Source organism: Pseudoclavibacter sp. 13-3 (assembly GCF_021168475.1).
GTDB lineage: Bacteria > Actinomycetota > Actinomycetes > Actinomycetales > Microbacteriaceae > Pseudoclavibacter_A.
In genome coordinates, this window is record NZ_JAJOZT010000002.1 from 432,905 (window position 1) to 458,092 (window position 25,188).

The 25,188-nt window shown below is 66.9% G+C and carries 25 protein-coding genes and 4 tRNA genes; 20 read left to right on the forward strand and 9 right to left on the reverse strand.

The window, feature by feature from the left end:
* Positions 1 to 47: 47 nt before the first annotated feature.
* The 5 genes from LRX77_RS05400 to LRX77_RS05420 form a co-directional block, all read right to left on the reverse strand.
* Entirely contained in the window at positions 48 to 527 is a 480-nt protein-coding gene (locus LRX77_RS05400) for a MarR family winged helix-turn-helix transcriptional regulator (protein ID WP_231831889.1), read from the reverse strand.
* A gap of 90 nt (positions 528 to 617) precedes the next feature.
* A tRNA-Phe gene (locus LRX77_RS05405) sits at positions 618 to 693 on the reverse strand.
* A gap of 68 nt (positions 694 to 761) precedes the next feature.
* Positions 762 to 835: transfer RNA gene (locus LRX77_RS05410), tRNA-Asp, on the reverse strand.
* A 58-nt stretch (positions 836 to 893) separates the two neighbouring features.
* A tRNA-Glu gene (locus LRX77_RS05415) sits at positions 894 to 966 on the reverse strand.
* Between the two features lie 109 nt (positions 967 to 1,075).
* On the reverse strand, positions 1,076 to 1,879 hold the full coding sequence (locus LRX77_RS05420; RefSeq protein ID WP_231831890.1) for a FadR/GntR family transcriptional regulator: 804 nt from the start codon (positions 1,877 to 1,879) through the stop codon (positions 1,076 to 1,078).
* Between the two features lie 126 nt (positions 1,880 to 2,005).
* Here LRX77_RS05420 and LRX77_RS05425 point away from each other — a divergent pair, with 126 nt between their 5' ends.
* Positions 2,006 to 3,340 carry a M23 family metallopeptidase gene (locus tag LRX77_RS05425; protein WP_231831891.1) on the forward strand — a complete coding sequence of 445 codons (1,335 nt, stop codon included), beginning with the start codon at positions 2,006 to 2,008 and terminating at the stop codon, positions 3,338 to 3,340.
* A 94-nt stretch (positions 3,341 to 3,434) separates the two neighbouring features.
* Here the strand turns inward: LRX77_RS05425 and ppa are convergent, their stop codons facing one another.
* Complete coding sequence (gene ppa, locus LRX77_RS05430; protein WP_231831892.1) at positions 3,435 to 3,926, reverse strand: inorganic diphosphatase; 492 nt, start codon at positions 3,924 to 3,926, stop codon at positions 3,435 to 3,437.
* Between the two features lie 158 nt (positions 3,927 to 4,084).
* On the opposite strand from ppa, the gene tilS reads away from it, so the two are divergent.
* The 15 genes from tilS (at position 4,085) to LRX77_RS05505 (ending at position 18,244) form a co-directional block, all read left to right on the forward strand.
* The gene (tilS, locus tag LRX77_RS05435) at positions 4,085 to 5,092 is read left to right on the forward strand and encodes a tRNA lysidine(34) synthetase TilS (RefSeq protein WP_231831893.1); all 1,008 of its coding nucleotides are present in this window, start codon (positions 4,085 to 4,087) and stop codon (positions 5,090 to 5,092) included.
* A 58-nt stretch (positions 5,093 to 5,150) separates the two neighbouring features.
* Complete coding sequence (hpt, locus tag LRX77_RS05440; RefSeq protein ID WP_158030698.1) at positions 5,151 to 5,702, forward strand: hypoxanthine phosphoribosyltransferase; 552 nt, start codon at positions 5,151 to 5,153, stop codon at positions 5,700 to 5,702.
* A gap of 161 nt (positions 5,703 to 5,863) precedes the next feature.
* Positions 5,864 to 7,864, forward strand: coding sequence for an ATP-dependent zinc metalloprotease FtsH (gene ftsH / locus LRX77_RS05445; RefSeq protein WP_231831894.1), 2,001 nt, complete (start codon positions 5,864 to 5,866; stop codon positions 7,862 to 7,864).
* On the forward strand, positions 7,864 to 8,448 hold the full coding sequence (gene folE / locus LRX77_RS05450; protein WP_231831895.1) for a GTP cyclohydrolase I: 585 nt from the start codon (positions 7,864 to 7,866) through the stop codon (positions 8,446 to 8,448). The genes ftsH and folE overlap by 1 nt, the downstream gene beginning before the upstream one ends.
* Positions 8,438 to 9,292 (forward strand): dihydropteroate synthase, encoded by an 855-nt coding sequence (folP, locus tag LRX77_RS05455; protein WP_331716140.1) that lies wholly within the window; start codon positions 8,438 to 8,440, stop codon positions 9,290 to 9,292. Before folE ends, folP begins: the two co-directional genes overlap by 11 nt.
* The gene (gene folB, locus LRX77_RS05460) at positions 9,289 to 9,684 is read left to right on the forward strand and encodes a dihydroneopterin aldolase (protein ID WP_231831896.1); all 396 of its coding nucleotides are present in this window, start codon (positions 9,289 to 9,291) and stop codon (positions 9,682 to 9,684) included. The genes folP and folB overlap by 4 nt, the downstream gene beginning before the upstream one ends.
* The gene (gene folK / locus LRX77_RS05465) at positions 9,681 to 10,202 is read left to right on the forward strand and encodes a 2-amino-4-hydroxy-6-hydroxymethyldihydropteridine diphosphokinase (protein WP_231831897.1); all 522 of its coding nucleotides are present in this window, start codon (positions 9,681 to 9,683) and stop codon (positions 10,200 to 10,202) included. Before folB ends, folK begins: the two co-directional genes overlap by 4 nt.
* Positions 10,202 to 10,765 (forward strand): DUF3180 domain-containing protein, encoded by a 564-nt coding sequence (locus LRX77_RS05470; RefSeq protein ID WP_231831898.1) that lies wholly within the window; start codon positions 10,202 to 10,204, stop codon positions 10,763 to 10,765. The genes folK and LRX77_RS05470 overlap by 1 nt, the downstream gene beginning before the upstream one ends.
* Positions 10,762 to 11,490: a DUF2520 domain-containing protein gene (locus tag LRX77_RS10505; RefSeq protein ID WP_231831899.1), complete on the forward strand. Its 729-nt coding sequence runs from the start codon at positions 10,762 to 10,764 to the stop codon at positions 11,488 to 11,490. Before LRX77_RS05470 ends, LRX77_RS10505 begins: the two co-directional genes overlap by 4 nt.
* 5 nt (positions 11,491 to 11,495) lie before the next feature.
* Positions 11,496 to 12,449, forward strand: coding sequence for a pantoate--beta-alanine ligase (gene panC, locus LRX77_RS05480; RefSeq protein ID WP_231831900.1), 954 nt, complete (start codon positions 11,496 to 11,498; stop codon positions 12,447 to 12,449).
* A complete protein-coding gene (lysS, locus tag LRX77_RS05485; protein ID WP_231831901.1) occupies positions 12,446 to 14,002 on the forward strand; it encodes a lysine--tRNA ligase in 1,557 nt (518 codons plus the stop codon). Before panC ends, lysS begins: the two co-directional genes overlap by 4 nt.
* Positions 14,003 to 14,028: 26 nt before the next feature.
* The gene (locus LRX77_RS05490) at positions 14,029 to 14,298 is read left to right on the forward strand and encodes a hypothetical protein (protein WP_231831902.1); all 270 of its coding nucleotides are present in this window, start codon (positions 14,029 to 14,031) and stop codon (positions 14,296 to 14,298) included.
* An 85-nt stretch (positions 14,299 to 14,383) separates the two neighbouring features.
* Complete coding sequence (locus tag LRX77_RS05495) at positions 14,384 to 16,882, forward strand: ATP-dependent Clp protease ATP-binding subunit (protein WP_231831903.1); 2,499 nt, start codon at positions 14,384 to 14,386, stop codon at positions 16,880 to 16,882.
* A 102-nt stretch (positions 16,883 to 16,984) separates the two neighbouring features.
* Positions 16,985 to 17,551 carry an amino-acid N-acetyltransferase gene (locus LRX77_RS05500; RefSeq protein WP_231831904.1) on the forward strand — a complete coding sequence of 189 codons (567 nt, stop codon included), beginning with the start codon at positions 16,985 to 16,987 and terminating at the stop codon, positions 17,549 to 17,551.
* A gap of 9 nt (positions 17,552 to 17,560) precedes the next feature.
* Positions 17,561 to 18,244: a hypothetical protein gene (locus LRX77_RS05505; protein WP_231831905.1), complete on the forward strand. Its 684-nt coding sequence runs from the start codon at positions 17,561 to 17,563 to the stop codon at positions 18,242 to 18,244.
* 7 nt (positions 18,245 to 18,251) lie between these two features.
* Here the strand turns inward: LRX77_RS05505 and radA are convergent, their stop codons facing one another.
* Together radA and LRX77_RS05515 are read right to left on the reverse strand one after the other, a co-directional pair.
* Positions 18,252 to 19,619, reverse strand: coding sequence for a DNA repair protein RadA (gene radA / locus LRX77_RS05510; RefSeq protein ID WP_231831906.1), 1,368 nt, complete (start codon positions 19,617 to 19,619; stop codon positions 18,252 to 18,254).
* 58 nt (positions 19,620 to 19,677) lie between these two features.
* Complete coding sequence (locus LRX77_RS05515; RefSeq protein WP_231832019.1) at positions 19,678 to 20,658, reverse strand: LysR family transcriptional regulator ArgP; 981 nt, start codon at positions 20,656 to 20,658, stop codon at positions 19,678 to 19,680.
* 76 nt (positions 20,659 to 20,734) lie between these two features.
* Between LRX77_RS05515 and LRX77_RS05520 the strand changes: the two genes are divergently transcribed.
* The 4 genes from LRX77_RS05520 to LRX77_RS05535 all read left to right on the forward strand — a co-directional run bounded on the left by LRX77_RS05520 (position 20,735) and on the right by LRX77_RS05535 (position 24,606).
* Positions 20,735 to 21,391 carry a LysE/ArgO family amino acid transporter gene (locus LRX77_RS05520; protein WP_231831907.1) on the forward strand — a complete coding sequence of 219 codons (657 nt, stop codon included), beginning with the start codon at positions 20,735 to 20,737 and terminating at the stop codon, positions 21,389 to 21,391.
* A 70-nt stretch (positions 21,392 to 21,461) separates the two neighbouring features.
* Positions 21,462 to 21,549: transfer RNA gene (locus LRX77_RS05525), tRNA-Ser, on the forward strand.
* Positions 21,550 to 21,631: 82 nt separating this feature from the next.
* The gene (locus tag LRX77_RS05530; RefSeq protein WP_231831908.1) at positions 21,632 to 22,276 is read left to right on the forward strand and encodes a GNAT family N-acetyltransferase; all 645 of its coding nucleotides are present in this window, start codon (positions 21,632 to 21,634) and stop codon (positions 22,274 to 22,276) included.
* Between the two features lie 185 nt (positions 22,277 to 22,461).
* A complete protein-coding gene (locus tag LRX77_RS05535) occupies positions 22,462 to 24,606 on the forward strand; it encodes an HNH endonuclease signature motif containing protein (RefSeq protein WP_231831909.1) in 2,145 nt (714 codons plus the stop codon).
* Positions 24,607 to 24,619: 13 nt separating this feature from the next.
* Here the strand turns inward: LRX77_RS05535 and LRX77_RS05540 are convergent, their stop codons facing one another.
* A complete protein-coding gene (locus LRX77_RS05540; protein ID WP_331716141.1) occupies positions 24,620 to 25,180 on the reverse strand; it encodes a TetR/AcrR family transcriptional regulator in 561 nt (186 codons plus the stop codon).
* Positions 25,181 to 25,188: the final 8 nt, after the last annotated feature.

A 25,188-nucleotide genomic window follows, 5' to 3' on the forward strand; every position in this document is an offset into this window, starting at 1 on the left:
CTCGTGCGGGGCTTTTTCATGTCCGGGCTCGCGAGTGCCGAAGCCCGTCAGCGCTGCACTTCGAGGCGGTTGTCTGGGTCGAGCCTGGCGAGCAGCCGGCTGCAGATCTGATCGAGCTGCACGACCTGTTCGCCGGTCAGCTGGTCGAAGACGGTCGAGCGCACGTTCTCGACATGGCCGGGCGCTGAGGCGACGACTTTGTTCCAGCCCTCGTCGGTGAGCCGGGCGATCGTCACACGGCGATCGGTCGCGCATGAGGCACGTTCGACGAAGCCGCGGCGTTCCAGCCGTGAGACCACGTGCGAGAGTCGGGGCAGCGTGGAGTTCGTGGAGGCTGCGAGCTGCGTCATGCGCATGGCGCGTCCGTCGCGCTCGGAGAGTTTGGCGAGCACCAAGTAGTCGAAGTGTGTGAGCTGCGCGTCGCGCTGCAGCTGGGAGTCGAGAGCTCCGGGCATCAGCTCGACAACGGCTTCGAAGCGCATCCACGCGTTGAGCTCGACGGGGGAGAGCCAGCGGGGTTCGGTCATGTGAAGATTCTAGCAGCATCACTTGCCGCTACAACGATTCTTCTGCCCTGCTGAGCCCGATTCGGGACAGGCGTGAGAATCAGGGGAATATGGTGGCTCCGACGGGCGTCGATCCCGTGACCTCACGATTTTCAGTCGTGCGCTCTACCAACTGAGCTACAGAGCCGGGGCGCGTTCGCACGGGCCCGATCGGTGAAAGAGCCCTTCCAAAAGGAAGGGCTCCTGTCGCCGAAGCGACCCTGACGGGACTTGAACCCGCGACCTCCGCCGTGACAGGGCGGCGCGCTAACCAACTGCGCTACAGGGCCATGCAGTGTACTGCCGATACTGCCTGTGGAACTATATCATGCTGCCGGCACCGCGTCGTGACCCCAACGGGATTCGAACCCGTGTTACCGCCGTGAAAGGGCAGTGTCCTAGGCCACTAGACGATGGGGCCGCTTGCTCGGACGTTTCTGATGTTTCCGAACCCGCAGTACCGACGTCATACATTACGGAATTCCATCGCCGAGTGCAAAACGGGTCTGCGTGCGGGGTGTGTCGTGTGGTCAGCGGGCGTCGTCTTGGGCGCGGAAGATGCGCACCGGCGAGAGAGAGCCTCCTCGACGGGTGTCGATGCGCCGGTAGACGGCTGGCGGGTCGGCAGGCGAGGTCTCGGCGTCACCCCCGGCGGCATCCTTCTCGTCGCGGGGCACGACGACGAGATCTCGGTCTCCGTGATCGTTGGCCGCGTGGACGGCCTCGACCAGGTCGTGCTTCACCACGGCTTCGAAGATGCGCTCGTGATCGCGCAGCTTCTCTTCGGCTGGCGACGACTTGACCTTGCCGTCACGGATGCTGAGCTTCACCGCGTGGGCGAGGCCCTGATAGAGCTCCGTCAGCAGCGGGTTGCCGCTGGCCTGCACCAGTGCGACATGGAAGGGGCCAGGCGGGTCGAGCGCCTCGGCGTGGCCGCTCTGGACGTGCTCGCGCTCCTCCTCGAGAGCGCTGCGCAGGGCGTGGATGTGCTCGTCGCTGAGGTCGAGAGCCGCTTTGCGGGCGGCTTCGATCTCGAGCGTGCGGCGGATGCCGAGCACGTCTGAGATCTCTTTCTCGCCCAGGTAGTCGGTGAGCACGGCGCTCACCGGGCTGCTCGACCGCACGAAGGTGCCTCGGCCTGGGGCTGTCTCGAGAATGCCCAGGCTGGCCAGCGCGCGCACCGCCTCGCGAACGGTACTGCGCCCGACGCCCAGCTGCTCGGTGAGCTCGGGCTCGGTGGGGATCTTGGTGCCGATCGGCCATGTTCCGCTTGTGACCTGCTCGCGCAGCCAGGAGATGACTCGCGCGGCCCGTTTCGATCCAGTGGTCGGCATGCTGCTCCTCAATAGGTATCTGAGCAACCAGTCTAGAACTGCGAAGATTCCCCGAACGAATCGTGGTGGCTTCTGCGACGCGAGCGGAAGCGACGTGTAGTCTGGCGGGGTCTACGTGAAGGGAGCATGATGCGCGCACTGCGTCGAGTCGTCATCGGCACGGCTCTTTCCGTGGCTCTGGTCGGGGGGCAGAGCCTGGTGGCCCCGGTGACTCCGAGCCAGGCGGCGAACTATCCGTCGTGGGACGACATCAACAACGCCAAGAACAACGAGCAGGCGAAACAGGGTGAGATCACTCGTGTTCAGGGGCTCATCTCCGATCTGAACGGTCAGCTCGATGCTGCACAGGCGGCGGTCGACTCAGCCCAGGCAGCTGCAGACTCCGCGCTGCAGCAGGTCGCTGACCAGCAGTCGACGTATGACACCCTTCGCGTGCAACAGCTCAACGCCGAGTCGCGTGCCGACGTGTCGAAACGGGCCGCCGGGGCCAGCATCGCCCAGCTCTATCGCAGCGGTGGAAGCAACGCGAGCATGAACATCTATCTTTCTGGCGACGGCGCAGACGAGGTGCTGTATCAGCTCGGTGTGATGGGCCGGTTCGGCGAGAGCAGCGACGAGACCTATCGCAGCGCGATCGCCGATGCGAAGACCGCCGAATCGCTGAAGAGCCAGTCGGACGCCGCACTGACCCAGCTCCAAGACCTCGCCGACGACGCAGCGGCGAAGGCGCAGCAGGCGCAGCAGGCGCAGCAGCAGGTCGACAGCACGCTGAAAGAGCAGCAGACCCACGCCGGTGAGCTGACGGCGCAGCTCTCGGCGCTGCAGGGAGAGACCGCCGAGCTGCAGCAGCAGCGGGCTGCCGGCGTGCAGGCTGAAGCCGAGGCCCGGGCGAAGGCGATCGCAGCTGCACAGGCAGCCGCAGCAGCACAGGCCTCGGGCGGCAACGACTCCGACGGCTCGTACGCGGCGGCCCCGTCGACCGGCCAGTCGTCAGGCGGCGGCGTGCCCACTCCGAGCCCCAGCGGCGCGATCGGGTTCCCGCTGCCGTATCTGAAGGGGTCGAGCGGCTACGGCATGCGCATGCACCCGATCTATCACGAGCCGAGGTTCCACTACGGCACCGACTTCGCCGTGCCGCAGGGCACGCCGATTCTCGCCATCGCCAACGGCACGGTCGTGGGCGCCGGGTTCGGCTCGTCGATGGGCAATTACGTCGATGTGCGCTCCGTGGTCGGCGGGCAGACCATCATCGCGCGCTACTTCCACCTCAGCCGCATCGGCGTCTCGAACGGCCAGAGCGTCAGCAAGGGGCAGAACCTGGGCGCCAGCGGCAACACCGGAGCCTCGACAGGCGCGCATCTGCACTTCGAGATTCACATCGGCTCGATCGGCTACGGCAGCCCGATGTGGAAGACCGCAGGCAACACGGTCAACCCGGTGACCTGGATGGCCAGCCACTGATCGAACGCATCGCGTCCCAGCGATGACTCAGGGCCCGACCGAGCACGTGCGAGTTCGCACGGCGGTCGGGCCCTGAGCGCTGTTGCGCAGAAGGCTACTCGGCCTCTTCGGCCTTCAGCCGGTCGAAGCCCTCCTGCACCTCGCGCTCGGCGGCCTCGACACCCTCCCAGCCGCCCAGAGTGACCTCTTTGCCCTTCTCGAGATCTTTGTAGTGGGCGAAGAAGTGCTCGATGCGATCCTTGAGCTCCTGAGGCACGTCGTCGATGTCCTGAATGTGATCGAAGCGCGGGTCTTTCGGCACCGCGATGACCTTCGTGTCGATGCCGGCCTCGTCTTTCATGTTCAGCATGCCGACCGGGCGCACCTTGACGCCCACGCCCGGGAACACGGGGATCTCGGTGAGCACGAGCACATCGACCGGGTCGCCGTCCTGGCCGAGCGTGTTCTCGAAGAAGCCGTAGTCGGTGGGGTAGACGAAGTTGGTGAACAGCACGCGATCGAGAAAGACGCGGCCGGTCTCGTGGTCGACCTCGTACTTGTTGCGCGAACCAGCTGGGATCTCGATGATTGCGTCGTAGATTGCCATGGGTTGTCTCCTTGTGTGGCGTGCCCGGGTGCGCCGTCAGTCGGCGTCGGGCGAGCGCCCGTGTCTTGCGAATGTCGGGCGGTGGTCGATGCTGCGTGCGGCGCTGCGGCTCAGCAGTCGCTCGGCGTCGCTCCGACCCCCGCACTAGATTAGTGCACATGCCTGAACAGCGCCCGCCGGAGCGTCGCCCGTCGCTTGACGCGGCCACCGCTGCGATTCGACACGATGTGCGGCGGATGCTGCAGCAGCCCGTCCCGTCGGCTCCGGCTGGTCTTGCGCGCGTGCTGGTCGGCGTCAGCGGCGGGGCCGACTCGATGGCGCTCGCGGCGGCGGTCGCCCACGTGGCGCCGCGTCTGGGCATCGAGTGGGGAACGCTGACCGTCGACCATGCGCTGCAGGCGGGAAGCGCCGCCGTGGCGAGGCGGGCGCAGGCTGAGATGCCGGCCCTGGGCGCATCCTTCGCACATGTGCGACGAGTCGAGGTCGGCGCTGCCGGCGGCCCCGAAGCGGCGGCCCGTCGGGCTCGATATGCGGCGCTCGAAGCCGAGCGGGCCGCGACGCAGAGCGATCTGATTCTGCTGGCGCACACCATGGACGATCAGGCCGAGACAGTGCTGCTCGGGCTTGCCCGCGGTTCGGGCGCCGCGTCGCTGCAGGGCATGCGCCCGCTGGCGGGACGACTGGGGCGTCCACTGCTCGGCCTGCGTCGCGAGGCCACGCGTGCCTCGTGCCGGGCGCAGGGCATCGGCACGTGGGATGATCCGCAGAATCACGACGCCTCGTTCGCCCGGGTGCGGGTACGTGATCGGGTGCTGCCCGTGCTCGAGCGCGAGCTCGGCCCCGGCATGGTCGCGGCACTCGCCCGCACAGCCGACCTCCTTGCCGAAGACGCGGCCGTGCTCGACGCGATGGCGGTCGAGCGGCTGGAGGCCTGCGAGCCCGGGGTGCTGCCGGCCGAGGTGCTGCGCGAGCTGCCGACGGCGCTCGCTACCCGGGTCGTCAAAAGGATGCTGGAACGAGTGACCGGGCGGGCTCCCGCACGTCGACATGTGCTCGAGGTGCTGCGCCTGGCGACCGAGTGGCACGGACAGGGTCCGCTCGACGTGCCGGGCGGTCGGGTGCAGAGGGCCGGCGGCGAAGTGCGGGTGTGCCGCCGGGCGCACTAGAGTGGTGAACGGGTTCCGACCCGTTTCCCGATCACACCCCCTGAGGAGCCGAACACACATGGAGCTTGCTGACATCCAGAACGATCTGAAAGAGGTCCTGCTCACCCCGGAGCAGATCAGCACCCGGGTTGCCGAGATGGCGCGCGAGATCGAAAAGGACTACCAGGGCAAGGACGTGCTGCTCGTCGGCGTGCTGAAGGGCGCGGTGATGATCATGGCCGATCTCTCCCGCGAGCTGAAGCTGCCGGTGACGATGGACTGGATGGCCGTCTCGTCGTACGGTTCGGGCACGAAGTCGTCGGGCGTGGTGCGCATTCTCAAAGATCTCGACACCGACCTGCACGGCAAGCACGTGCTCATCGTCGAAGACGTCATCGACTCGGGACTCACACTCTCGTGGCTGCAGAAGAACCTGCGCTCGCGCGGCACCGAGTCGATCGAGATCTGCGCGCTGCTGCGCAAGCCCGAGGCGCTCGCGGTCGACATCGACGTGAAGTACGTCGGCTTCGACATCCCGGTCGACTTCGTGGTCGGCTACGGGCTCGACTATGACGAGCGCTACCGCAACGTCAAGGGCGTGGGCATCCTCAAGCCCGAGGTGTACAGCTGATTCTGCGCCTGCCGTGCACGGGCGGCTCGAACGTCGGGTCGCTCAGGCACCGATCGGGACGACTGCTCACAGCGAACACGCAGAACGCCGCAGAACGCCTCAAGTACTATTAGGCACTATCGCACCAACGTACGGAAGGATTCGGGGGCTGCCCGCAATCTATGAACGCTTTGAAACGGTTGACCAAGGGCCCGATCTTCTGGATTGTGGCGGCTCTCATCATCGTGCTGATCGGCATGAACATCGCCAGCATGTTCGGCGGCTATCAGAAGATCACCACCTCGCAGGGGCTCACGCTGCTGCACGAGAGCAAAGCCACTCAGGTCGAGATCAAAGACGCGGAGCAGCGCGTCGACATGACCCTCAGCGATGACTTCGAGGATCACGGCAAGAAGGTGCAGTTCTACTACGCCCAGGCCCGGGGCAGCGATGTGGTCAAGGCCGTCAACGATGCGAACCTGAGCGACGGCTATGACGACACCGTGACACAGCCGAACATCTTCACGAACATGCTGATCACGCTGATCCCGTTCCTGCTGATCGGCGTGGTGTTCTGGTTCCTGCTCTCGCGCATGCAGGGCGGAGCCGGCGGCGGCGTGATGAACTTCGGCAAGTCGAAGGCGAAGATGGTCACGAAAGACCACCCACAGGTGACGTTCAAAGACGTCGCCGGCGTCGACGAGGCGCTCGCCGAGCTCGAAGAGATCAAAGACTTTCTGCGCGAGCCCGAGAAGTTCCGCCGGGTCGGTGCGCGCATTCCGAAGGGCGTGCTGCTCTACGGCCCGCCCGGAACGGGCAAGACGCTGCTCGCCCGCGCTGTGGCCGGCGAGGCCGGTGTGCCGTTCTTCTCGATCTCGGGTTCAGACTTCGTCGAGATGTTCGTCGGCGTCGGCGCCTCACGTGTGCGCGACCTCTTCGAGCAGGCCAAAGAGAACGCACCCGCGATCATCTTCATCGACGAGATCGACGCCGTCGGCCGCCATCGCGGCGCCGGCATGGGCGGCGGTCATGACGAGCGCGAGCAGACGCTGAACCAGCTGCTGGTCGAGATGGACGGCTTCGACCCCAACCAGAACGTCATTCTGATCGCGGCGACCAACCGCCCCGACATCCTCGACCCGGCGCTGCTGCGCCCCGGCCGCTTCGACCGTCAGGTCTCGGTCGAGGCCCCCGACCTCGCCGGCCGCAAGAAGATTCTCGAAGTGCACGCACTGAACAAGCCGTTGGCCGACAACGTCGACCTCGGGCTGGTGGCCAAGCGCACCCCGGGCTTCACCGGTGCCGATCTGGCCAACGTGCTCAACGAGGCCGCGCTGCTCACGGCGCGCTCGAACGCGCAGATCATCGACGACCGTGCCCTGGACGAGGCCATCGACCGTGTGATCGCCGGCCCGCAGAAGCGGTCGCGCGTGATGCGCGACCACGAACGCCTGGTGACCGCCTATCACGAGGGTGGTCATGCCCTGGTCGCCGCCTCGCTGAACCACACCGACCCGGTCACCAAGGTGACGATTCTTCCGCGCGGCCGCGCTCTGGGCTACACCATGGTGCTGCCCATGGACGACAAGTACTCGGTGACGCGCAACGAGCTGCTCGACCAGCTCGCGTACGCCATGGGCGGTCGCGTCGCCGAAGAGATCGTGTTCCACGACCCGACCAGCGGTGCATCGAACGATATCGACAAGGCGACCGACACGGCGCGCAAGATGATCACCGAATACGGCATGAGCTCGAAGCTCGGCACAGTCAAGCTCGGTGAGCCCGACGGCGAGGTCTTTATGGGCCGTGGCATGGGCGGCGGCCGCGAATACTCCGACGGCGTCGCCGAGCAGATCGACCTCGAGGTTCGCGGTCTGCTCGATACCGCGAACACCGAAGCGTGGACTGCCCTGACCCAGAACCGCGCCGTGCTCGACCACCTCGCCACCGAGCTGCTCGAGCGCGAGACGCTGAACGAGAAAGAGATCGCCGAGATCTTCGCCGACGTGCAGAAGCTGCCAGAGCGCCCGCAGTGGCTGTCGAACACCGACCGCCCGGTGTCGGCTCTGCCGCCGGTCGACGTGCCGAAGAAGGTGCAGGCCGATACCGAGCTGAGCGCGCAGAGCGATGACCGGCCGGCTACAGACCAGCCCGGCGAAGGGCAGTCGCCCGAAGGCGAGTGATGGTCGACCAGGTCGCCGTGCAGCAGGCGGTGCGCAGCTTTCTCACCGCCGTCGGGCTCGATCCCGATGACGAGGTGCTGCGCGAAACTCCTACGCGCGTCGCCAAGGCCGCAGCCGAGCTGTTCGCCGGTGTCTCTGCCGACCCGGTCGCACTCTTCGAGAAGACCATGCCCGCCGAGTCTCACGACTTGGTGGCGATGACCGGCATCACCGTGCGCTCGATGTGCGCGCACCACCTGCTGCCGATGTACGGCACTGCCTCGATCGCCTATCTGCCGAATGACCGCATCGTCGGGCTCAGCACGCTGCCCCATCTGGTCGATCTGCTGGCCTCGCGCCCGCAGGTGCAAGAAACGCTGACTGCACAGATCGCCGATGCGCTGATGACCGGCATCGACGCACGCGGAGCGCTCGTCACGCTGCGGCTGCACCAGGACTGCGTCAGCGCGCGCGGCGCGCGGCAGCAGGATGCCGTGTCGATCACCGTCGCAGCCCGTGGCGATCTGCAGGAGCCTGCCAGACGGCTCGACGCGCTGGCGGCGCTGTCGGAGCAGGCGACGAAAGGCCAGTGCCGTGAGGTCTGAACCCGTGCGGCCCAAGATCATGGGCGTGCTCAACGTCACCCCCGACTCGTTCAGCGACGGCGGACGCTGGCTCGACCCGGCAGAAGCGGTGCGCCATGGCCTCGATCTCACGGCGCAGGGCGCAGACCTGATCGACGTGGGCGGCGAATCGACCCGACCCGGCAGCCGGCGCGTGCCGGTCGAGGTCGAGCAGCAGCGCATCCTGCCGGTGGTGCGGCCGCTCGTCGCGGCGGGCGTCAGCCTGAGCATCGACACCATGAACGCCGCGACCGCGCTGGCGACGGCTCAGGCCGGCGCCGCCTACGTCAACGACGTCTCGGCCGGCCTGGCCGACCCCGACATGCTCGATGCGGTCAGCGACACCGAGGCCGGGCTCATCCTCTCGCACTGGCGCGGCCTGCTCACCCCGGGGCGCGCACCCGCGCACTATGACGACGTCGTCGGCGAAGTGCTCGCCGAGCTCGAGCTGCGCGTCGAGGCGGCGCGGGCGGCGGGCATCGACGACTCCCGGCTGGTTCTCGACCCGGGGCTGGGCTTCAGCAAGAACGCCGAGCACAACTGGCAGATCATCAACGGGTTCGCGCGGCTGCTCACCCTCGGGCTGCCGGTGATGATCGGGGCGAGCCGCAAGCGCTTCATCGGCCGGCTGCTGCCCGCGGCGCTGCGTGAGCCGGATGCCGACCCCGAGACGGTGCTGCGCGCGAAGGACGCCGCCACGGCTGCGATCTCGGCGCTGATGGCACATCGCGGGGTATGGGGGTTCCGCGTACACGACGTGGCGTCGACAGCGGCAGCGCTGGCGGCGGCAGGACTGTTCGAACCGACCGAGGGGGAGTCCCGATGAGTGCAGAGCCAGCGCAGACGAATGCTGCGGAGAGGCCGGATCTCATTCGGCTGAGCGGCGTGCGCGCCCGCGGACGGCACGGGGTGTTTCCGGCCGAGCGGCGGGACGGTCAGTGGTTCACCGTCGACGCGGTGCTCGAGGTGTCGACGCGTGTCGCCGGGCGCAGCGACCGGCTCGAAGACACGGTCGACTACGGCGTGGCCGCAGAGCTGATCAATGCGCGCATCACAGGCGAGCCGGTCGATCTGATCGAACGGCTCGCCGAGCTGATCGCCGGCGACCTCTTGACCCTGAGCGGTGTGCAGGCGGTCGAGGTCACGGTGCACAAGCCGCAGGCGCCGATCACCGTCGCATTCAGCGACGTGACACTGACCGTTCGCAGGCAGCGATGACGGGCGAGTCCTCGCCGCAGCGCACGGCATCCGCAGGGCATCCTGCGGTGATCGCGCTGGGCAGCAACCTCGGTGACACCGGCGCGACGCTGCGGGCGGCTGTGCGCGATCTCGACGCGACCCCGGGCATCACCGTCGAACGCACGTCCGGCATCCACCAGACGATCGCGGTCTCGCTCGACGGGCCTGACCCGTCGCGCCCTCGCTTCGCCAACGCAGTGGCGCTGATCTCGACGACGCTCGAACCGCTGCCGCTGCTGCATGCGCTGCAGGCGATCGAGCAGCGTCACCATCGGCGTCGCGACGTGCGCTGGGGTGACCGCACGCTTGATCTCGACATCGTCGACATCCCCGGGGTGCGCCTGCAGACTGCCGAGCTCACCGTGCCGCACGTTCGCGCGGCCGAGCGGAGCTTCGTGCTTGCACCGTGGGCCGAGATCGACCCCGCGGCCATGCTCGACGGCACGCCGGTCGCCGAGCTGCTCGCCCGCGTGCGGTCTGTCGGGCAGGAGTGCTGATGGGCACCACGCGCATTCGTTCGCTGGTCGTGATCACCGGCATCTTCCTGGTGCTGGGCTGGGCCGGACAGGCGAGTCTCGTGCAGCTCGGCCAGCGTCAGCTGCTGCCCCCGTGGACCTTACCGGGTGCGCTCATCGTGATCGCGCTCGTCGTGCTCGGCATGGGATGGCGGGTGCGCTCGCGCACCCGGGCCCGAGACCGCGAGCTGCGCGAGCACGGCACGTCGAAGATCGAAGCGGTCGACCCGTTCTTCGCCACGCGTGTGCTGCTGCTGGCCAAGGCCACCTCGGTGAGCTCCTCGGGGCTGACCGGCGTGTTCGTCGGTCTGCTGATCTTCGCGCTCGTGCCGCCTGCGACGCCGAGCGCGGGCATCGTGCTGCCGCTGGTCGTCACGGCCGGCGCGTCACTCGTGCTCGCTGCCTGCGGCGTCGTCGCCGAGTTCTGGTGCCGGCTGCCGCCCGACGATGGTGACGACCAGGGCCGGAGCGGCTCTCCGAAGTCGGGTGCGCCGGCGGCCGGGCCGATCGATCCGGCTCCTGCGCGTACGAGGAGTCGGCTGTGAACCAGGCGCCCCGACTCGACGTCGGCGTGGTCGGCGCTGGTGCGGTCGGCATCGCCCTGGGGCTGGCGCTGGCCGGAGCCGGGCATCGCATCACGGCCGTCTCGACCTCGTCAGAGCGGCATCGCGACCGACTGGAGACGGCGATGCCGCAGGTTCCGGTCGTCGATGAGGCCGAGGTGATCGACCGGGCCGATCTCGTCGTGCTGGCCATCCCCGGCGACCAGCTCGCCTCGTTCGTCGAGGGCACCGCTGCCGCCGGTCTGTGGCATCCGGGGCAGCTCGCCCTGCACACCGTCCCGGAGTTCGGCGAACGCGTGCTCGACCCGATCGCCCGGCAGGGCGTGATTCCGCTGGCCGTGAGCCCGGCGGTGCAGCTCACCGACACCGGGCTCGACGTGCAGCGGATGCACGGAGCTGCCTTCGCGGTCTCGGCACCTCCTGCGGTGGCCCCGATCGCTCAGGCCCTGGTGATCGAGATGGGCGGCGACCCAGTGCCGATCGGCGATGCAGACCGCTCGGTGTATGCTGAAGCGCGTGCGGTCGCGGGCGACTTCTCGCGTGCGATCGTCGATCAGTCGACGGGTCTGCTGCGTGAGATCGGTGTGCAGAACCCGGCCAGGCTGATCCGTTCGGTGATTCAGTCATCGGTGGATGCTGCCCTCGACCGATCCCAGTGGCCAGACTCCAACCCGGGTCTGACCGACCCCCGCCCAGACGAGAGATGAGCGTTGTGTCCACGTCACCTGAAGAAGCCGACACCCCGATTCCAGACGGTCAGGCTGCAGCCGATGCCGCACCTGCTCTCGGACCGGTGGTGATGCACAGCATCGCCGAAATCCGGACATACGTCAGTGCGCTGCGTGAGCAGGGGCTGACCGTCGGTCTCGTACCGACCATGGGCGCGCTGCACGCCGGTCACCTCTCACTCGTCGAGGCGGTTCAGCGCGAGGTCGACGCGGTGGTCGTCTCGATCTTCGTCAATCCCACGCAGTTCGCGCCCGGGGAAGACTACGACGCCTACCCGCGCACGCTCGAGGCCGACGCCGAGCTGCTCGCCACCGTTGGAGCCGATGCGGTGTTCGCCCCAACGCGCACCGAGATGTACCCGCAGGGCGAGCTGCGCACCAGCATCCTGCCGGGCCTGCCGGGCCGCTATTTCGAAGGCAAGACGCGACCCACGCACTTCGCCGGCGCACTCACGGTGGTCGACAAGCTGCTGAACATCGTGCAGCCTGATGTGGCCGCCTTCGGCGAGAAGGACTTTCAGCAGCTCGTGCTGGTCACGAACATGGTCACCGACCTCAACCTGCCCGTGCGCATTCTGCCCGTGCCGATTCGTCGCGACACCGACGGCTTGGCGCTGTCGAGCCGAAATGCCCGACTCAGCGAGACAGAACGCGTCACGGCGCTCTTTCTCTCGAAGACTGTGCTCGCGGTGCAGCGACAGTGCGCGGACGGGGCGCTGCCGAGCGAGGCGAAACGCGTCGGCATCTCGCTGCTCGAGGCACAGCCCGGCATCGAGGTCGACTACCTCGAGATCGTCGAACCACAGACATTCGTGCCGGTCGCAGACGACGTCGCCGGCACAGCTCGTGTGATTCTGGCCGCACGCGTCGGCCAGGTGAGACTCATCGACAACGCTGCAGTCGAGATCGCCGGGCCAGCAACGAAGGAGAACGCATGACCGAACACGATGTGACCGCCGAACAGCAGCTCAGCGCTGAACAGCAGCTGGTCACTGACTCGAACGAGCAGCGCGAGGTGCGCCTGGCCAAGCGCGACCGTCTGCTGGCCGAGGGAGACGCCTACCCGGTGAGCGTGCCGGTGACCACGAGCATCCGGGCCGTTCGAGAGCGTCACGCGGGGCTCGACGCCGGTGAAGAGACCGATGACATCGTCGGCATCGCCGGGCGCGTCGTGCACATCCGCAACACCGGTCGCCTCTGCTTCGTGGCGCTGCAGGCCGGAGACGGCGAGCGCATCCAGGCGATGCTCAGTCAGGGGGAGGTGGGCAAGGAGTCGCTCGCCGCCTTCAAAGAGCTCGTCGACCTCGGCGACCACCTCTTCGTGCACGGCAGGGTCATCGCCTCGAAGCGCGGCGAGCTGTCGGTCTTCGTCGATCGTTGGCAGATCGCATCGAAGGCGATCCGTCCGCTGCCGAACCTGCACAGCGAGCTCGGCGAGGAGTTTCGCGTGCGCAACCGCTACCTCGATCTGATCGCGCGCGATGCGGCCCGCGACATGGTGATCACCCGTGCGCACACCAACGCGTCGCTGCGGCACACCTTTGCCGAGCACGGCTTCGTCGAAGTCGAGACCCCGATGCTGCAGACCGTGCATGGCGGCGCCTCGGCTCGGCCGTTCGTCACACATTCGAACGCGTTCGACATGGATCTCTATCTGCGCATCGCTCCCGAGCTCTTCCTCAAGCGCGCGCTGGTCGGCGGCATCGACCGCGTCTTCGAGATCAACCGCAACTTTCGCAACGAGGGTGCCGATTCCACGCACAGCCCCGAGTTCGCGATGCTCGAGGCCTACGAGGCCTACGGCGACTACCACAGCATCGCCGATCTGACGCAGGAGCTGATCCAGGACGCGGCGAAGGCCTCGAGCCCGGACGGCGGCGAGACCGTGGTGTGGGGCGACGGCACCGCGCACGACTACTCGGGCGACTGGGATCGCATCGATCTGTACGGGTCGCTCAACGAGCGGCTCGCCGAACAGTGGACGGCCAGTGGCGCCGCGCCGCAGATCACGGTTGAGACCTCGGTCGCCGAGCTCTCGGCGCTGGCCGACGCCGTCGGCATCACGCTCGACCCGAAGACCGCCACGCACGGCAAATTCGTCGAAGAGCTCTGGGAGCACTACGTCAAGCCCGGGCTGACGCGTCCGACGTTCGTGATGGACTTTCCGCTCGACACCAGCCCGCTCACGCGCGCGCATCGCTCGAAGCCCGGAGTGGTCGAGAAGTGGGATCTCTACGTGCGCGGGTTCGAGCTGGCCACCGGCTACTCCGAGCTCGCCGACCCCGTGATCCAGCGTCAGCGCTTCGTCGAGCAGTCGCTCTTGGCCGCCGCCGGCGATCCCGAGGCGATGCAGGTCGATGAAGACTTTCTGACCGCCATGGAGTACGGCATGCCTCCCGCAGGAGGCATGGGCATGGGCATCGATCGCCTGCTGATGGCCCTCACAGGCCTCGGCATCCGTGAGACGGTGCTCTTCCCCCTGGTGCGATAGGCAATGCGATGAGTGCACAGGAATGGATGACCGCAGCACTGTGGGCGATCACGCCCACAGCCCTGGTCGGCGTGCTGTTCTGGTACACGTTCCGGTCGGTGCTGCGAGCCGACCGCACGGAGCGCAGAGTGCGCAAGAGCGTGGAGCAGCAGGAAGAAGCCCGGTTCGCCGAGCGCTATGGCGCGCTCTCCGACGACGATCGGCAGCCGACCGCAGCCGCACATCCCGCTTCGCCGGCTGACGGGTCGACCCAGCCGGGGCATCCGTCTGACGCTGACGACGCCGCCAGCCGCTGAACGCTTAGCCCACGGCGAACAGGCCCCGATCTGCGGCCGGTTTCTGGTTTGATGTTCATAACCGGCAAACCGCGAAGGAGATGCCATGTTCGAACGTTTCACCGACCGCGCCCGCCGCGTGGTGGTCTTGGCCCAGGAAGAGGCCAAGATGCTCAACCACAATTACATCGGCTCGGAGCACCTGCTGCTCGGGCTGCTGCACGAGGGTGAGGGCGTCGCAGCCAAGTCGCTGGAGCAGGTCGGCGTCACGCTCGACGAGGCCCGTGAGCAGGTCGAAGACATCATCGGCGTCGGCCAGCAGCCGCCGACGGGTCACATCCCATTCACGCCGCGGGGCAAGAAGGTGCTCGAGCTCTCGTTTCGCGAGGCTCTGCAGCTCGGCCACAACTACGTGGGCACCGAGCACATCCTGCTCGGGCTGATCCGCGAGGGCGAAGGCGTCGCCGTGCAGGTGCTCGTCAAGCTCGGCGTCGACCTGACGCAGCTGCGTCAGATCGTCGTGCAGCAGCTTGCCGGCTACCAGAACGGCAAAGATGCACAGCTCGCCGGTGTGGGCGCAGAGGGCGGCACGCAGGCCAAGGGCTCGCAGGTGCTCGACCAGTTCGGCGAGAACCTCACGCAGAAGGCCCGCGACGGCAAGCTCGACCCGGTCATCGGGCGCGAGCGCGAGATCGAGCGCGTGATGCAGGTGCTCAGCCGCCGCACCAAGAACAACCCGGTGCTGATCGGCGAGCCCGGCGTCGGCAAGACCTCGGTCGTCGAGGGCCTCGCCCAGGCCATCGTCGCGGGCGAGGTGCCAGAGACGCTGAAAGACAAGCAGCTCTACACCCTCGACCTGTCGGCGCTGATCGCCGGGTCGCGCTATCGCGGCGATTTCGAAGAGCGTCTGCGCAAGGTGCTCAAAGAGATCAAGAACCGTGGTGACATCATCATCTTCATCGATGAGATCCACACCCTCGTCGGCGCTGGCGCCGCAGAGGGCGCGATCGACGCGGCCAGCATCCTCAAGCCGATGCTCGCCCGCGGCGAGCTGCAGACCATCGGGGCCACCACCACTGACGAGTACCGCAAGTACTTCGAGAAAGACGCGGCTCTCGAGCGTCGATTCCAGTCGGTCCAGGTGCGCGAACCGAGCCTGCAGCACTCGATCCAGATTCTGAAGGGACTGCGCGAGCGCTACGAGAAGCACCACAAGGTGAAGATCACCGATGGCGCGATCGTCGCCGCAGTCAATCTCTCGGCCCGCTACATCCAAGACCGCCATCTGCCAGACAAGGCGATCGACCTGATCGACGAGGCCGGTGCGCGTCTGCGGCTGAGCGTGCTCTCAGCCCCGCCGCAGCTGCGCGAGTTCGACGAGAAGATCACTCATGTGCGTGCTGCCAAAGAGCAGGCCATCGAAGACCAAGACTTCGAGAAGGCCGCCAGCCTGCGCGACCAGGAGAAGAAGCTGCTCGGCGAGCGGCTGAAATCCGAGAAGGAGTGGCGCAAGGGCGACAAAGAGGTGCATGCCGAGGTCGACGAGGGGCTCATCGCCGAGGTGCTGGCACAGGCCACCGGCATTCCCGTCTTCAAGCTCACTGAAGAGGAGTCATCGCGACTGCTCTTCATGGAAGAGGAGCTCGGCCAGCGAGTCATCGGGCAGAAAGAGGCCATCAAGGCGCTCTCGCGCAGCATCCGCCGCACGCGCGCCGGTCTGAAAGACCCCAAGCGCCCCAGTGGCTCGTTCATCTTCGCCGGCCCGACCGGCGTCGGCAAGACCGAGCTGGCCAAGGCGCTCGCGAAGTTCCTGTTCGACGACGAAGATGCACTCATCTCGCTCGACATGTCGGAGTTCGGCGAGAAGCACACGGTCTCGCGTCTGTTCGGCGCCCCTCCGGGCTTCGTCGGGTTCGAAGAGGGCGGGCAGCTGACCGAGAAGGTGCGGCGCAACCCGTTCAGCGTCGTGCTCTTCGACGAGATCGAGAAGGCGCACCCCGATATCTTCAATTCGCTGCTGCAGATTCTCGAAGAAGGGCGCCTGACCGACGGTCAGGGGCGCATCGTCGACTTCAAGAACACCGTCATCATCATGACGACCAACCTGGGGTCGAAAGAGATTTCGGGCGGCCCGGTCGGCTTCCAGGTCGAGAACGACCAGACCGTCAGCTACGAGATGATGAAAGGCAAGGTCAACGACGAGCTGAAGAAGCACTTCAAGCCTGAGTTCCTGAACCGCGTCGATGACATCATCGTCTTCCCGGCTCTCGACAAAGAAGAGCTGCTGCAGATCGTCGACCTGTTCGTCAAGCGTCTCAACGACCGGCTCTACGATCGGGATCTGCGCCTCGAGCTCAGCGTTCCGGCCAAAGAGAAGCTCATCGAGATCGGCTACGATCCCACCCTCGGCGCCCGCCCGCTGCGCCGCGCCATCTCGGTGCAGATCGAAGACCAGCTCTCTGAGCGCATCCTGCGCGGCGAGATCTCAGCCGGTCAGAAGATCGACGTCGACGTCGACGACAAGAACGACTTCACGTTCACGGTCGTCGACGGCGAAGGGCCCGAGCCCGAGCAGGGCAAGATCGCCGCGACTCAGGTGCTCTAGGCCCATGGCGCTGCGTCTCGTCGTCGGGATGCGACGCTGAAGAACGCTGAGGAGCTCTGAAGAGCAGAGGAGCCATGCCCGCCAGGGGTTATTCTGGTGGGCATGGCTCTTTTGATTCGCCCCGCCCGCACCAGTGACATTCAGGCCATTCGCGACCTGATCACCCCCTATGTCGAAGAGCGCGTGCTGCTCGGCAAAGAACTGGTGGTGCTCTATGAGGCGACGCAGGAGTTCCTGGTCGCCGAGCTCGACGGCCGCGTCGTCGGCGCAGGTGCGCTGCACATCTTCTGGGAAGACCTCGCCGAGGTGCGCACCCTCGTCGTCGACCGCACCGTGCAGGGGCACGGCATCGGTCACAGACTGGTCTCAGCCCTCATCGAGAGGGGTCGCACGATCGGCGTGTGGCGCATCTTCTGCCTGACCTTCGAAGTCGACTTCTTCACGCGCAGCGGCTTCGCACGCATGCTCGATCCCGGAGTCGACCCCGACACCTACGTCGAGCTCGTGCGGTCACCCGACGAAGGCGTGGCGGAGTTCCTCGAGTTGCAGCGTGTGAAGCAGAACACCTTGGGCAACACCCGCATGATTCTGCATCTCGAGCATGATTCGTCGAGCGATGACTCGTCGGGCGACCACGTGGAACGATTCGACGAGTCGGCCGATCGGTAGTCTGGAATCATGCATGCCACGACGAAACGTCCTTCGCCCGCGGTCTATCGCCGCAGGCGTCTCGCAGCGCTCATTCTGCTGGTCGTCATCGTGCTCCTCGTCGTCTGGGCGGTGAGCTGCGCGAAGAGCAGCGGCAGGAACAGCAGCAGCGCGGCCGACTCGGCGGCGCAGACGTCGCAGACGAGCGACGAGCAGTCTGGCTCGGCGGGTGACGATGCTGAGAAGAGCGCTGCGGCACAGGACTCCGACACGAGCGCCGACACCGAGGCCTCGGCCGCGCCGTCGACGGATCCCAGCTCGGTGCCGACCTGTGATCCGGGGGAGCTCTCGGTGAGCGTGAAGACCGAGAAGGGCCAGTACTCCTTCGCGCAGCTGCCGGTCTTCGTCTATGAGGTCTCGAACATCACCTCGGCTCCGTGCTCGGCCAACGTCGGCACGTCACAGCAAGAGCTGGTCGTGGGATCGGGCCCGGCCGAGATCTGGAAGTCGACTCCGTGCATCGCGAACCCCTCTGACGCCATGAACATACTGGAGCCCGGCAAGCCGCTCACCGGAACGGTTTCGTGGGACGTCTCGATGAACGACGGCTCGAGCTGCTCGAAAGATCGACACGCGTCGGTCGCCGGCACCTACTGGGTGCAGGCCACCATCGTCGGTCGGTCGTCTGAGCAGTACTCGTTCGTCATGCAGTAGGGCAGCATCAGATTCTGCGGTGCTGCAGCGCCCTCGCCAGCGCCTCGTGCAGGCTCGAGACGCTGCGATCGTCGAGATGGGTGGTATAGCCGAGGCGTACGGCTTCGTCAGCCCGCTGGGCCGACTGTGCCGTTCGGCGCACCTGGCCGGCGAGGCTGATCTCGCCGTAGGCCACGGTGTGCTCGTCGATCGGGCGCCCGGTGGCGGCGGATGCGATGGCCAGCGCGATGGGCAGGTCGGCTGCCGGGTCGGTCACCTTCACCCCACCCACGGTTGAGACGTAGACCTCCATATTGCTCACGGTGATGCCTGCCCGCCGTTCCAGAACGGCGATCAGCATCGAGACGCGCGACGAGTCGAGACCATTGGTGACTCGACGCGGCTGCGGTGCGGTCGACGCCACGACGAGCGCCTGGATCTCGACCGGCAGCGCACGGCGGCCCTCCATCGCGATGGTGACGATCGTGCCCGGCACGCTGCCGCCACGCGTGAGGAAGAGGCCCGAGGGATCGGGCACCTCGCGGATGCCCTCGCTGCCCATCTCGAAGCAGCCCACCTCGTCGATCGACCCGAAGCGGTTCTTGTGCGCGCGCAGAAAGCGCAGCGAGGTCTGGGGGTCGCCCTCGAACTGGCAGACGACGTCGACGAGGTGCTCCAGCAGTCGTGGGCCGGCGATCGACCCGTCTTTGGTCACATGGCCGACGAGCAGCAGGGGGATGCCCCACTGCTTCGCCGCGCGGGTCAGGGTGTGCGCGACGGCTCGCACCTGGGCCGTGCCGCCGGGGATGCCCTCGATGTTCGCATCGGTGATCGTCTGCACAGAGTCGACGATGACCAGAGACGGCTGTGCGGCCTCGACCTGTGCCAATGCCGCGGTGAGGTCGGTCTCAGCCGCGAGCAGCAGGCGCTCGTGTACGGCTCCGGTGCGCTCGGCGCGCAGGCGCACCTGGCCGGCTGACTCCTCAGCGGTCAGGTAGAGCACGGTGCGACCTTCAGAAGCCCAGCGCGCGGCGACTTCGAGCAGCAGCGTCGATTTGCCGACGCCGGGCTCGCCGCTGAGCAGAATGGCCGCACCCGGGACGATGCCGCCGCCGAGCACGCGGTCGAGCTCGCCGATGCCGGTCGGCACATGTGTGGCGTCGTGCGAAGACAGCTCGGTGATCGGCTTGGCCAGACGGTCAGCGTCGAGCGTCGGCAGCGCGCCCAGCGCATCGACCATCTGCACCGACCCGCGCCGACCACTGCTGATGCCCGTCTGCGTGCCGACCTCGACGACGGTGCCCCACGCCTGGCACTCGGGGCAGCGTCCGACCCACTTTGACGCCTTGAAGCCGCACTCGGTGCAGTGATACGGAGCAAATGTGTTCTTCGCCATGCGTCCACAGTAGGCGACCCCACTGACACGAGACACGGTGTCGGTCGTGCTGGGCCGGCTATTCGCTCTGCAGCAGGCTCTTCGCGGCGTGCGCCACCACGGTCTCGCTCAGCATCTCCAGCGCATCAGAGGGCAGCTTCCAGCGCTGCCAGTACAGCGGCACCCGCACCGACGATCCGGGCATGAGCTCGACGAGCCGGCCGGTTCGCAGCCAGGCATCGGCCTGCTGATCGGGCAGCAGACCCCAGCCGAGGCCGAGCACGATGGCGTCGCCGAAATCCTGGGCAGCCGGAACATAGTGGCTCGGGGGATGGGCGCGCCTGTGCAGCACAGAGTCGAGGTAGCGCTGCTGCAGCGTGTCGGAGCGGTCGAAATTGACCATCGGCGAGGGCAGTCGCAGCGGCCAGCCAGATGCCGTGTCTGATGCTGCGCCGGCCGGCTCGTCGCCGGGGTCGCGCCGCCAGCGCTCGCAGAAGTCGGGAGACGACACCGCGCGGTAGCGCATCATGCCGAGAGCCGTGCTGGTGCAACCCTGCACGGGCTTCGCGGTCGTCGTGATCGCCGCCATCACCTCGCCTCGACGCAGCAGCCGGGTGGCGAGCTCTTCGTCTTCGCGACGGATGTCATAGACCGCGTCGATTCGATCGCGGGCCCCTGCCAGTGCGCCCAGAAACCAGGTCGCGAGGCTGTCGCCGTTGACCGCGATCGGAATGGTGAGCGGCGCGCTCGATGCCGCCTCGCCGTCCTCCCCGCCGCCGTGCTCCACAGCCGGGCGCCCGCCGTCGAGACGGAGCGCACGCGTCGCATCCGCACTCACCAGCAGCAGCTGTCGGGCATATCGCAGTGCCACGCGACCCGCCTGCGTGGGCACGACCGGGGTGGTGCGCTGGACGAGCACACTGCCGATCGCCTCTTCCATCGCATGGATGCGCTGCGAGACCGCCGAGGGCGTCACGTGCAGCGAACGGGCCGTGCGCTCGAAGCTGCCTTCGTCGACAAGGGCGACGAGGGTGGCGGCGTGGTCGAGCTGAAAGGACATCACGTATGAAGCATAGCTAATGCAGGTTCAGATAGATGAGCTGGACTTGATCGACGCCGCGGGTGACGATCGAAGCATGCAAAACTCACTTCTGCTCTCGTCGGCGCTCGGCTTGATGACCGGTCTCTCGCTGATCGTCGCGATAGGCAGTCAGAACGCCTACCTGCTGCGGCTGGGGGTCACGGCGAGTCGGTCGGTGATGCTGCCGGTGGTCACGGTGTGCGCGCTGTCGGATGCGGTGCTGATCATCGCGGGCGTTGCGGGAGTCGGTGCGCTGGTGCAGTCGCTGCCCGTGGTGATGACGGTGATTCGTGCGCTGGGTGCGGCATTCCTGATCGGGTATGGCGTGCTCGCGGCGAAGCGCGCGCTGAAGCCGACGGCGATGGTCGTCGGTGCCGGGACGGGCAGGGGTGCAGATGCCGGCGGGGATGCCGGCCAGGCCCGCCGTTCGCTGGTCTCGGTGCTGCTGACCGTGCTCGCCTTCACCTGGCTGAATCCGCACGTCTATATCGACACTGTGGTGCTGCTCGGGTCACTGGCGCAGCACCAGACGCACCCGTGGTGGTGGGCCGCCGGGGCGATTCTGTCGAGCTTCATCTGGTTCTACGCGCTCGGCTTCGGCGCGCGGATGCTGCGGCCGCTTTTCGAGAAGCCGCGTGCCTGGCAGATCCTCGATGTCTGCATCGCCGTCATCATGTTCGTGCTGGGGCTGAGGCTGCTGCTCGGGTTCTGAAGTCGGCCCGCTCGCGCGCGCTCACGAGGCGGATTTGGCGAGTCGGTCGGACTCCGCTATATTTGCTTGCGGTGACGTGTCTGAGCGGCCGAAAGTGCATCACTCGAAATGATGTGTAGGGCAACCTACCGCGGGTTCAAATCCCGCCGTCACCGCCACAGGTCGAAGGCCCTGTATCCAGTGTGTTAACTGGGTGCGGGGTCTTCGTCGTCTGCACACTTCGGCGGGTACAGTGCTCATATGACCGCCATCTCACCACTGCCGCAGCATCTCGTCGGCCACCGCATCCGCCTCGACCCGCTCACCGAACAGGATCTGCCGGCACTGCACGCGGCGATCGGCCGACCCGAGATCTTCGCCGACGGCTATGGCGGGGGAGCGGGCAACTATCACGCCGACCTGCCGGGCTTCACCGAGTGGGCGCGGGGCTACTACCCGTGGCAGGCGGGACTGCCGTTCGTCGTGCGTCTTCAGGGCGGCCCAGACGACGGGCACGTCATCGGCACCAGCTCGCTGACCGACTTCGAGCTGCGCAAAGAGCGTCTGCACCTCGGCTGGACGGCCTACCACCCGTGCGTCTGGGGCACCTCGGTCAATGCCGAGACGAAGCTGCTGCTGCTCAGCTTGGCGTTCGATCACGGCTTCGGCCGAGTGCGCATCCAGGCCGACGCGCGAAACGAGCATTCGCGGCGGGCGATTCTCAAGCTGGGCGCCACCTTCGAGGGCATCTCGCGTCGAGATCAGCCGCGCGCTGACGGCAGCTGGCGGGATGCGGCGATTTTCTCGATCGTCGCCGACGACTGGCCGCGGGTGCGTGCAGGCCTGCAGGCCCGTGTGGATGCTGCGCCGGCGGAGCCGATCACGCTGAGTGTGCCTGCGGTGTGAGGCCGCGTCTCAGGCTGCAGTTGTCTGGGTGTGGCAGACAGGCTGGGGTCGCAGCATCCGGCTGTCAGATCTTGTCGACCCCTGCTCGATGCGGCCGGCGCTGATGCCGGAGATTCTGCGGGCGGGCGAGCCGCATCCGAAGCAGACGCCGCCTCAATGTCAGTGGGTGCTGGCAGAGTGAGAACATGAACAACCGCACCGGCGCCCGCAGAGAGAGCCAAGTCACAGACGACTGGGCTCTCTCACACGTGCGCGAGACTACGGAGGTTCTTGACTCCCAAAGTCTCGGTGGCCAAGACCTCTTCTCGCCACATCTCGGCGACACTGTTCATGACGATGAAGGTCTCATCGACGACCGGCACGGCGACGAAGGGCACGGTGACGAACGCTTCATTGACGAGTCGTACAGTGACGAGCGCTTCATCGACGAATGCTTCGTCGACGCAGACCCGGCTGGAACACGTGCAGACGAAGACAAGCTCTCGGTCGACAGGCTCATGTCTGATTCGGTCGTCTCCGCGCAGATCGAGGCAGACCGCGCACTTGCGCGTCAGGCGCGCTGGTTGGCCGACATCTACGCGCTGACGGTCGCCGACGCTCGGCGTCGAGGCCTTGACCCCGGTGTGCTGCTGCGCGGCGTGCACGCCGATCTCGGGCGTGCGCTGCAGATCTCGGAGCGCACGGTCGCTCACCGCATGAATACCGCCGAGCGGCTGGTGCGCATGCTCCCCGAGACGCTCGCGTCGTGGGCAGACGGGATGCTCACGCAGCGGCACGTCGAGATGGTGGTCGACGAGTCGGTCGGGGTCCCGCCAGAGGCGCTGCCGACATGGGAATCACAGGTGCTCGCCGAGCAGCAGCGAGCAGGGCTGACTCCAGCGCAGCTGCGCGCCTATGCACGCAGCCTGCGCGAGGTCGCCGAGCCACAGACGTTGGTCGATCGGCATCGGCAGGCACGTTCCGAACGGCATCTCGTCATCGAACCTGCTGACGACGGCATGGCCTGGCTGTCGGCGCTGCTGCCCGCGGTCGAGGCAGTGGGCATCTATCAGCGCATCCGGTCGATTGCGAAGCACGCCCAAACGGTGAGTGATGAACCGCACCGTGCAGAGAACAGTCGGCAGGGTCGTCAACGGGCCTCCGCACGGGGCTGCAGGCAGACCCCTGAACGAGGCTGCGAACGAGATTGCGAACGAGGCTGCGAACACGGTTGCGAACAGGGCGCTGGCGCTCGCAGCGACAACCGAACCTTCGGTCAGCTGCAGGTCGATGTGCTTCGAGACCTGCTCATTCACGGCACCGTCGTCGGTGCGCAGAAGCCCGACGCCGCAGAGTTCCATGGGCAGCGCCTGCCAGCGCAGCCAGCTCAAGAAGCTGCGTCGCGCGCCGGAACGGCTGGACCTGACGCCACCGACCATGCAGGCAGAATCACCAGGCGCGCCTCATCGAGCGTGCGCAACGGCTCCGCCCCGGACAGCAACATCGACCCTGACAGCGGCGCAGACCCACCCAGTACCAGAGGCCAGCACTTCGGCGAAGGCCACTCTGATGAGAAGGGCCTGGGCAGCAACGAGCGTCAGACCACAGAAGCGAGCCCTCCCCATGAGGCGGCACGGCATCAGACGTCGAGACCAGGCTTGGGGGCAGGGATCACCGCAAAGGTCACGGTCACTGTGCCGATGATGGTGCTCGTCCACGGGGCTCAGAGCCAGAACAGGCCGACTGCGGCAGAGTCTGCAGTCGCGCCAGGGGTCGGCAGAATCGGCTTTTCGTCTGCTGACAGGACAAGTGCGTCTGCATTTGGTGCATCCGCTGCAGCGGGCGCAGCGGGCTTCGCCTGGCTCGACGGATACGGCCCGATCGACGATGAAACGGCGCGTGAGCTCGTCGCCGGGTGTGATGATCTTCGCAGGATGCTGACTGATCCCGTCTCAGGCGTCGCGCTGGCCTATGGGCGCAAGACCTACCGGCCACCGGCAGCCCTCGCAGCGTATGTGCGGGATCGCGACCAGACCTGCCGTTTTCCCGGGTGCGCGACCGCGGCATCCGTCTGCGAGATCGATCACACGCTCGACTGGCAGTTTGACGGGCCGACCGACGCGACAAACCTGGCGTGCCTCTGCAGGCGCCATCATGTGGTGAAACACCATACGTCGTGGAAGGCGGTGCACATCGATGAGCACGGTACGCTGCGCTGGACGTCACCGACGGGACAGGCCTATGTCACCGCGCCGCAGTCGGCCGACCGGAGTCTGACGCCCCAGTCGGTCGAGGCCATCGCACAGCGGCCTGCCTTCATCGATCAGAGCGACGAGCCTGCGCCGTTCTGAGCGCCGCGCCGCATCAGTCGCGTGTCTCAGCAGCCTGCAGCATCAGCTTGCGCACCACGACGATCGCCGACTCGATGTCGTGCTGCGTCGGCGCGAGCTGCTGCACGGCCGGCACCTGCGAGAGCGCCGAGCCGTAGTAGATGCCGTCGCTGATCAGCAGAATCGTCCGGGCCAGATCCTCGTCGTGCACGGTGTCGCGCAGCAGCGTCAGCCACCGCTGGTTCACGTCGCGAAGGGCCTGCTGCGCCGCCTCACTGCCCTGCGCCAGACGAACGGTCGCGAGCAGCGCGCGATCGAGCGGCGTGCCGGCATTGTTCGACGTGCGCAGAAAACTCTCGACGGTCTCCACCGCGGCCCCCTCCAAGCTGTGCACGTCTTCGTCCATCAGCGTGTCGAGACGCTCGAGCAGCCCACCCTCGAGGTCGCTCTTCGAGGCGAAGTGGTACAGCAGCCCGCCCTTCGAGACCCCGGCGCGCTCGGCGACGGCCTCAAGCGTCGCAGCGCGCTCGCCGGAGTCGAGCAGCAGGTCGATGTATGCGTCGAGCACCCGCTCACGGGCTGGTCTGTCACTCACGTTGATCT

What these genes read in the sequence shown, in the direction of transcription:
- LRX77_RS05425 (WP_231831891.1), top strand. Translation starts at nt 2,006, where the DNA reads ATGATGCGCGCACTGCGTCGAGTCGTCATCGGCACGGCTCTTTCCGTG.
- LRX77_RS05505 (WP_231831905.1), top strand. Translation starts at nt 17,561, where the DNA reads ATGCATGCCACGACGAAACGTCCTTCGCCCGCGGTCTATCGCCGCAGG.
- lysS (WP_231831901.1), top strand. Translation starts at nt 12,446, where the DNA reads ATGACCGAACACGATGTGACCGCCGAACAGCAGCTCAGCGCTGAACAG.
- LRX77_RS05495 (WP_231831903.1), top strand. Translation starts at nt 14,384, where the DNA reads ATGTTCGAACGTTTCACCGACCGCGCCCGCCGCGTGGTGGTCTTGGCC.
- ftsH (WP_231831894.1), top strand. Translation starts at nt 5,864, where the DNA reads ATGAACGCTTTGAAACGGTTGACCAAGGGCCCGATCTTCTGGATTGTG.
- folB (WP_231831896.1), top strand. Translation starts at nt 9,289, where the DNA reads ATGAGTGCAGAGCCAGCGCAGACGAATGCTGCGGAGAGGCCGGATCTC.
- LRX77_RS05520 (WP_231831907.1), top strand. Translation starts at nt 20,735, where the DNA reads ATGCAAAACTCACTTCTGCTCTCGTCGGCGCTCGGCTTGATGACCGGT.
- LRX77_RS05535 (WP_231831909.1), top strand. Translation starts at nt 22,462, where the DNA reads ATGAACAACCGCACCGGCGCCCGCAGAGAGAGCCAAGTCACAGACGAC.
- LRX77_RS05420 (WP_231831890.1), bottom strand. Translation starts at nt 1,879, where the DNA reads ATGCCGACCACTGGATCGAAACGGGCCGCGCGAGTCATCTCCTGGCTG.
- folK (WP_231831897.1), top strand. Translation starts at nt 9,681, where the DNA reads ATGACGGGCGAGTCCTCGCCGCAGCGCACGGCATCCGCAGGGCATCCT.
- ppa (WP_231831892.1), bottom strand. Translation starts at nt 3,926, where the DNA reads ATGGCAATCTACGACGCAATCATCGAGATCCCAGCTGGTTCGCGCAAC.
- folE (WP_231831895.1), top strand. Translation starts at nt 7,864, where the DNA reads ATGGTCGACCAGGTCGCCGTGCAGCAGGCGGTGCGCAGCTTTCTCACC.
- hpt (WP_158030698.1), top strand. Translation starts at nt 5,151, where the DNA reads ATGGAGCTTGCTGACATCCAGAACGATCTGAAAGAGGTCCTGCTCACC.
- LRX77_RS05500 (WP_231831904.1), top strand. Translation starts at nt 16,985, where the DNA reads ATGGCTCTTTTGATTCGCCCCGCCCGCACCAGTGACATTCAGGCCATT.
- LRX77_RS05530 (WP_231831908.1), top strand. Translation starts at nt 21,632, where the DNA reads ATGACCGCCATCTCACCACTGCCGCAGCATCTCGTCGGCCACCGCATC.
- LRX77_RS05400 (WP_231831889.1), bottom strand. Translation starts at nt 527, where the DNA reads ATGACCGAACCCCGCTGGCTCTCCCCCGTCGAGCTCAACGCGTGGATG.
- radA (WP_231831906.1), bottom strand. Translation starts at nt 19,619, where the DNA reads ATGGCGAAGAACACATTTGCTCCGTATCACTGCACCGAGTGCGGCTTC.
- LRX77_RS05490 (WP_231831902.1), top strand. Translation starts at nt 14,029, where the DNA reads ATGACCGCAGCACTGTGGGCGATCACGCCCACAGCCCTGGTCGGCGTG.
- LRX77_RS05515 (WP_231832019.1), bottom strand. Translation starts at nt 20,658, where the DNA reads ATGTCCTTTCAGCTCGACCACGCCGCCACCCTCGTCGCCCTTGTCGAC.
- tilS (WP_231831893.1), top strand. Translation starts at nt 4,085, where the DNA reads ATGCCTGAACAGCGCCCGCCGGAGCGTCGCCCGTCGCTTGACGCGGCC.
- LRX77_RS05470 (WP_231831898.1), top strand. Translation starts at nt 10,202, where the DNA reads ATGGGCACCACGCGCATTCGTTCGCTGGTCGTGATCACCGGCATCTTC.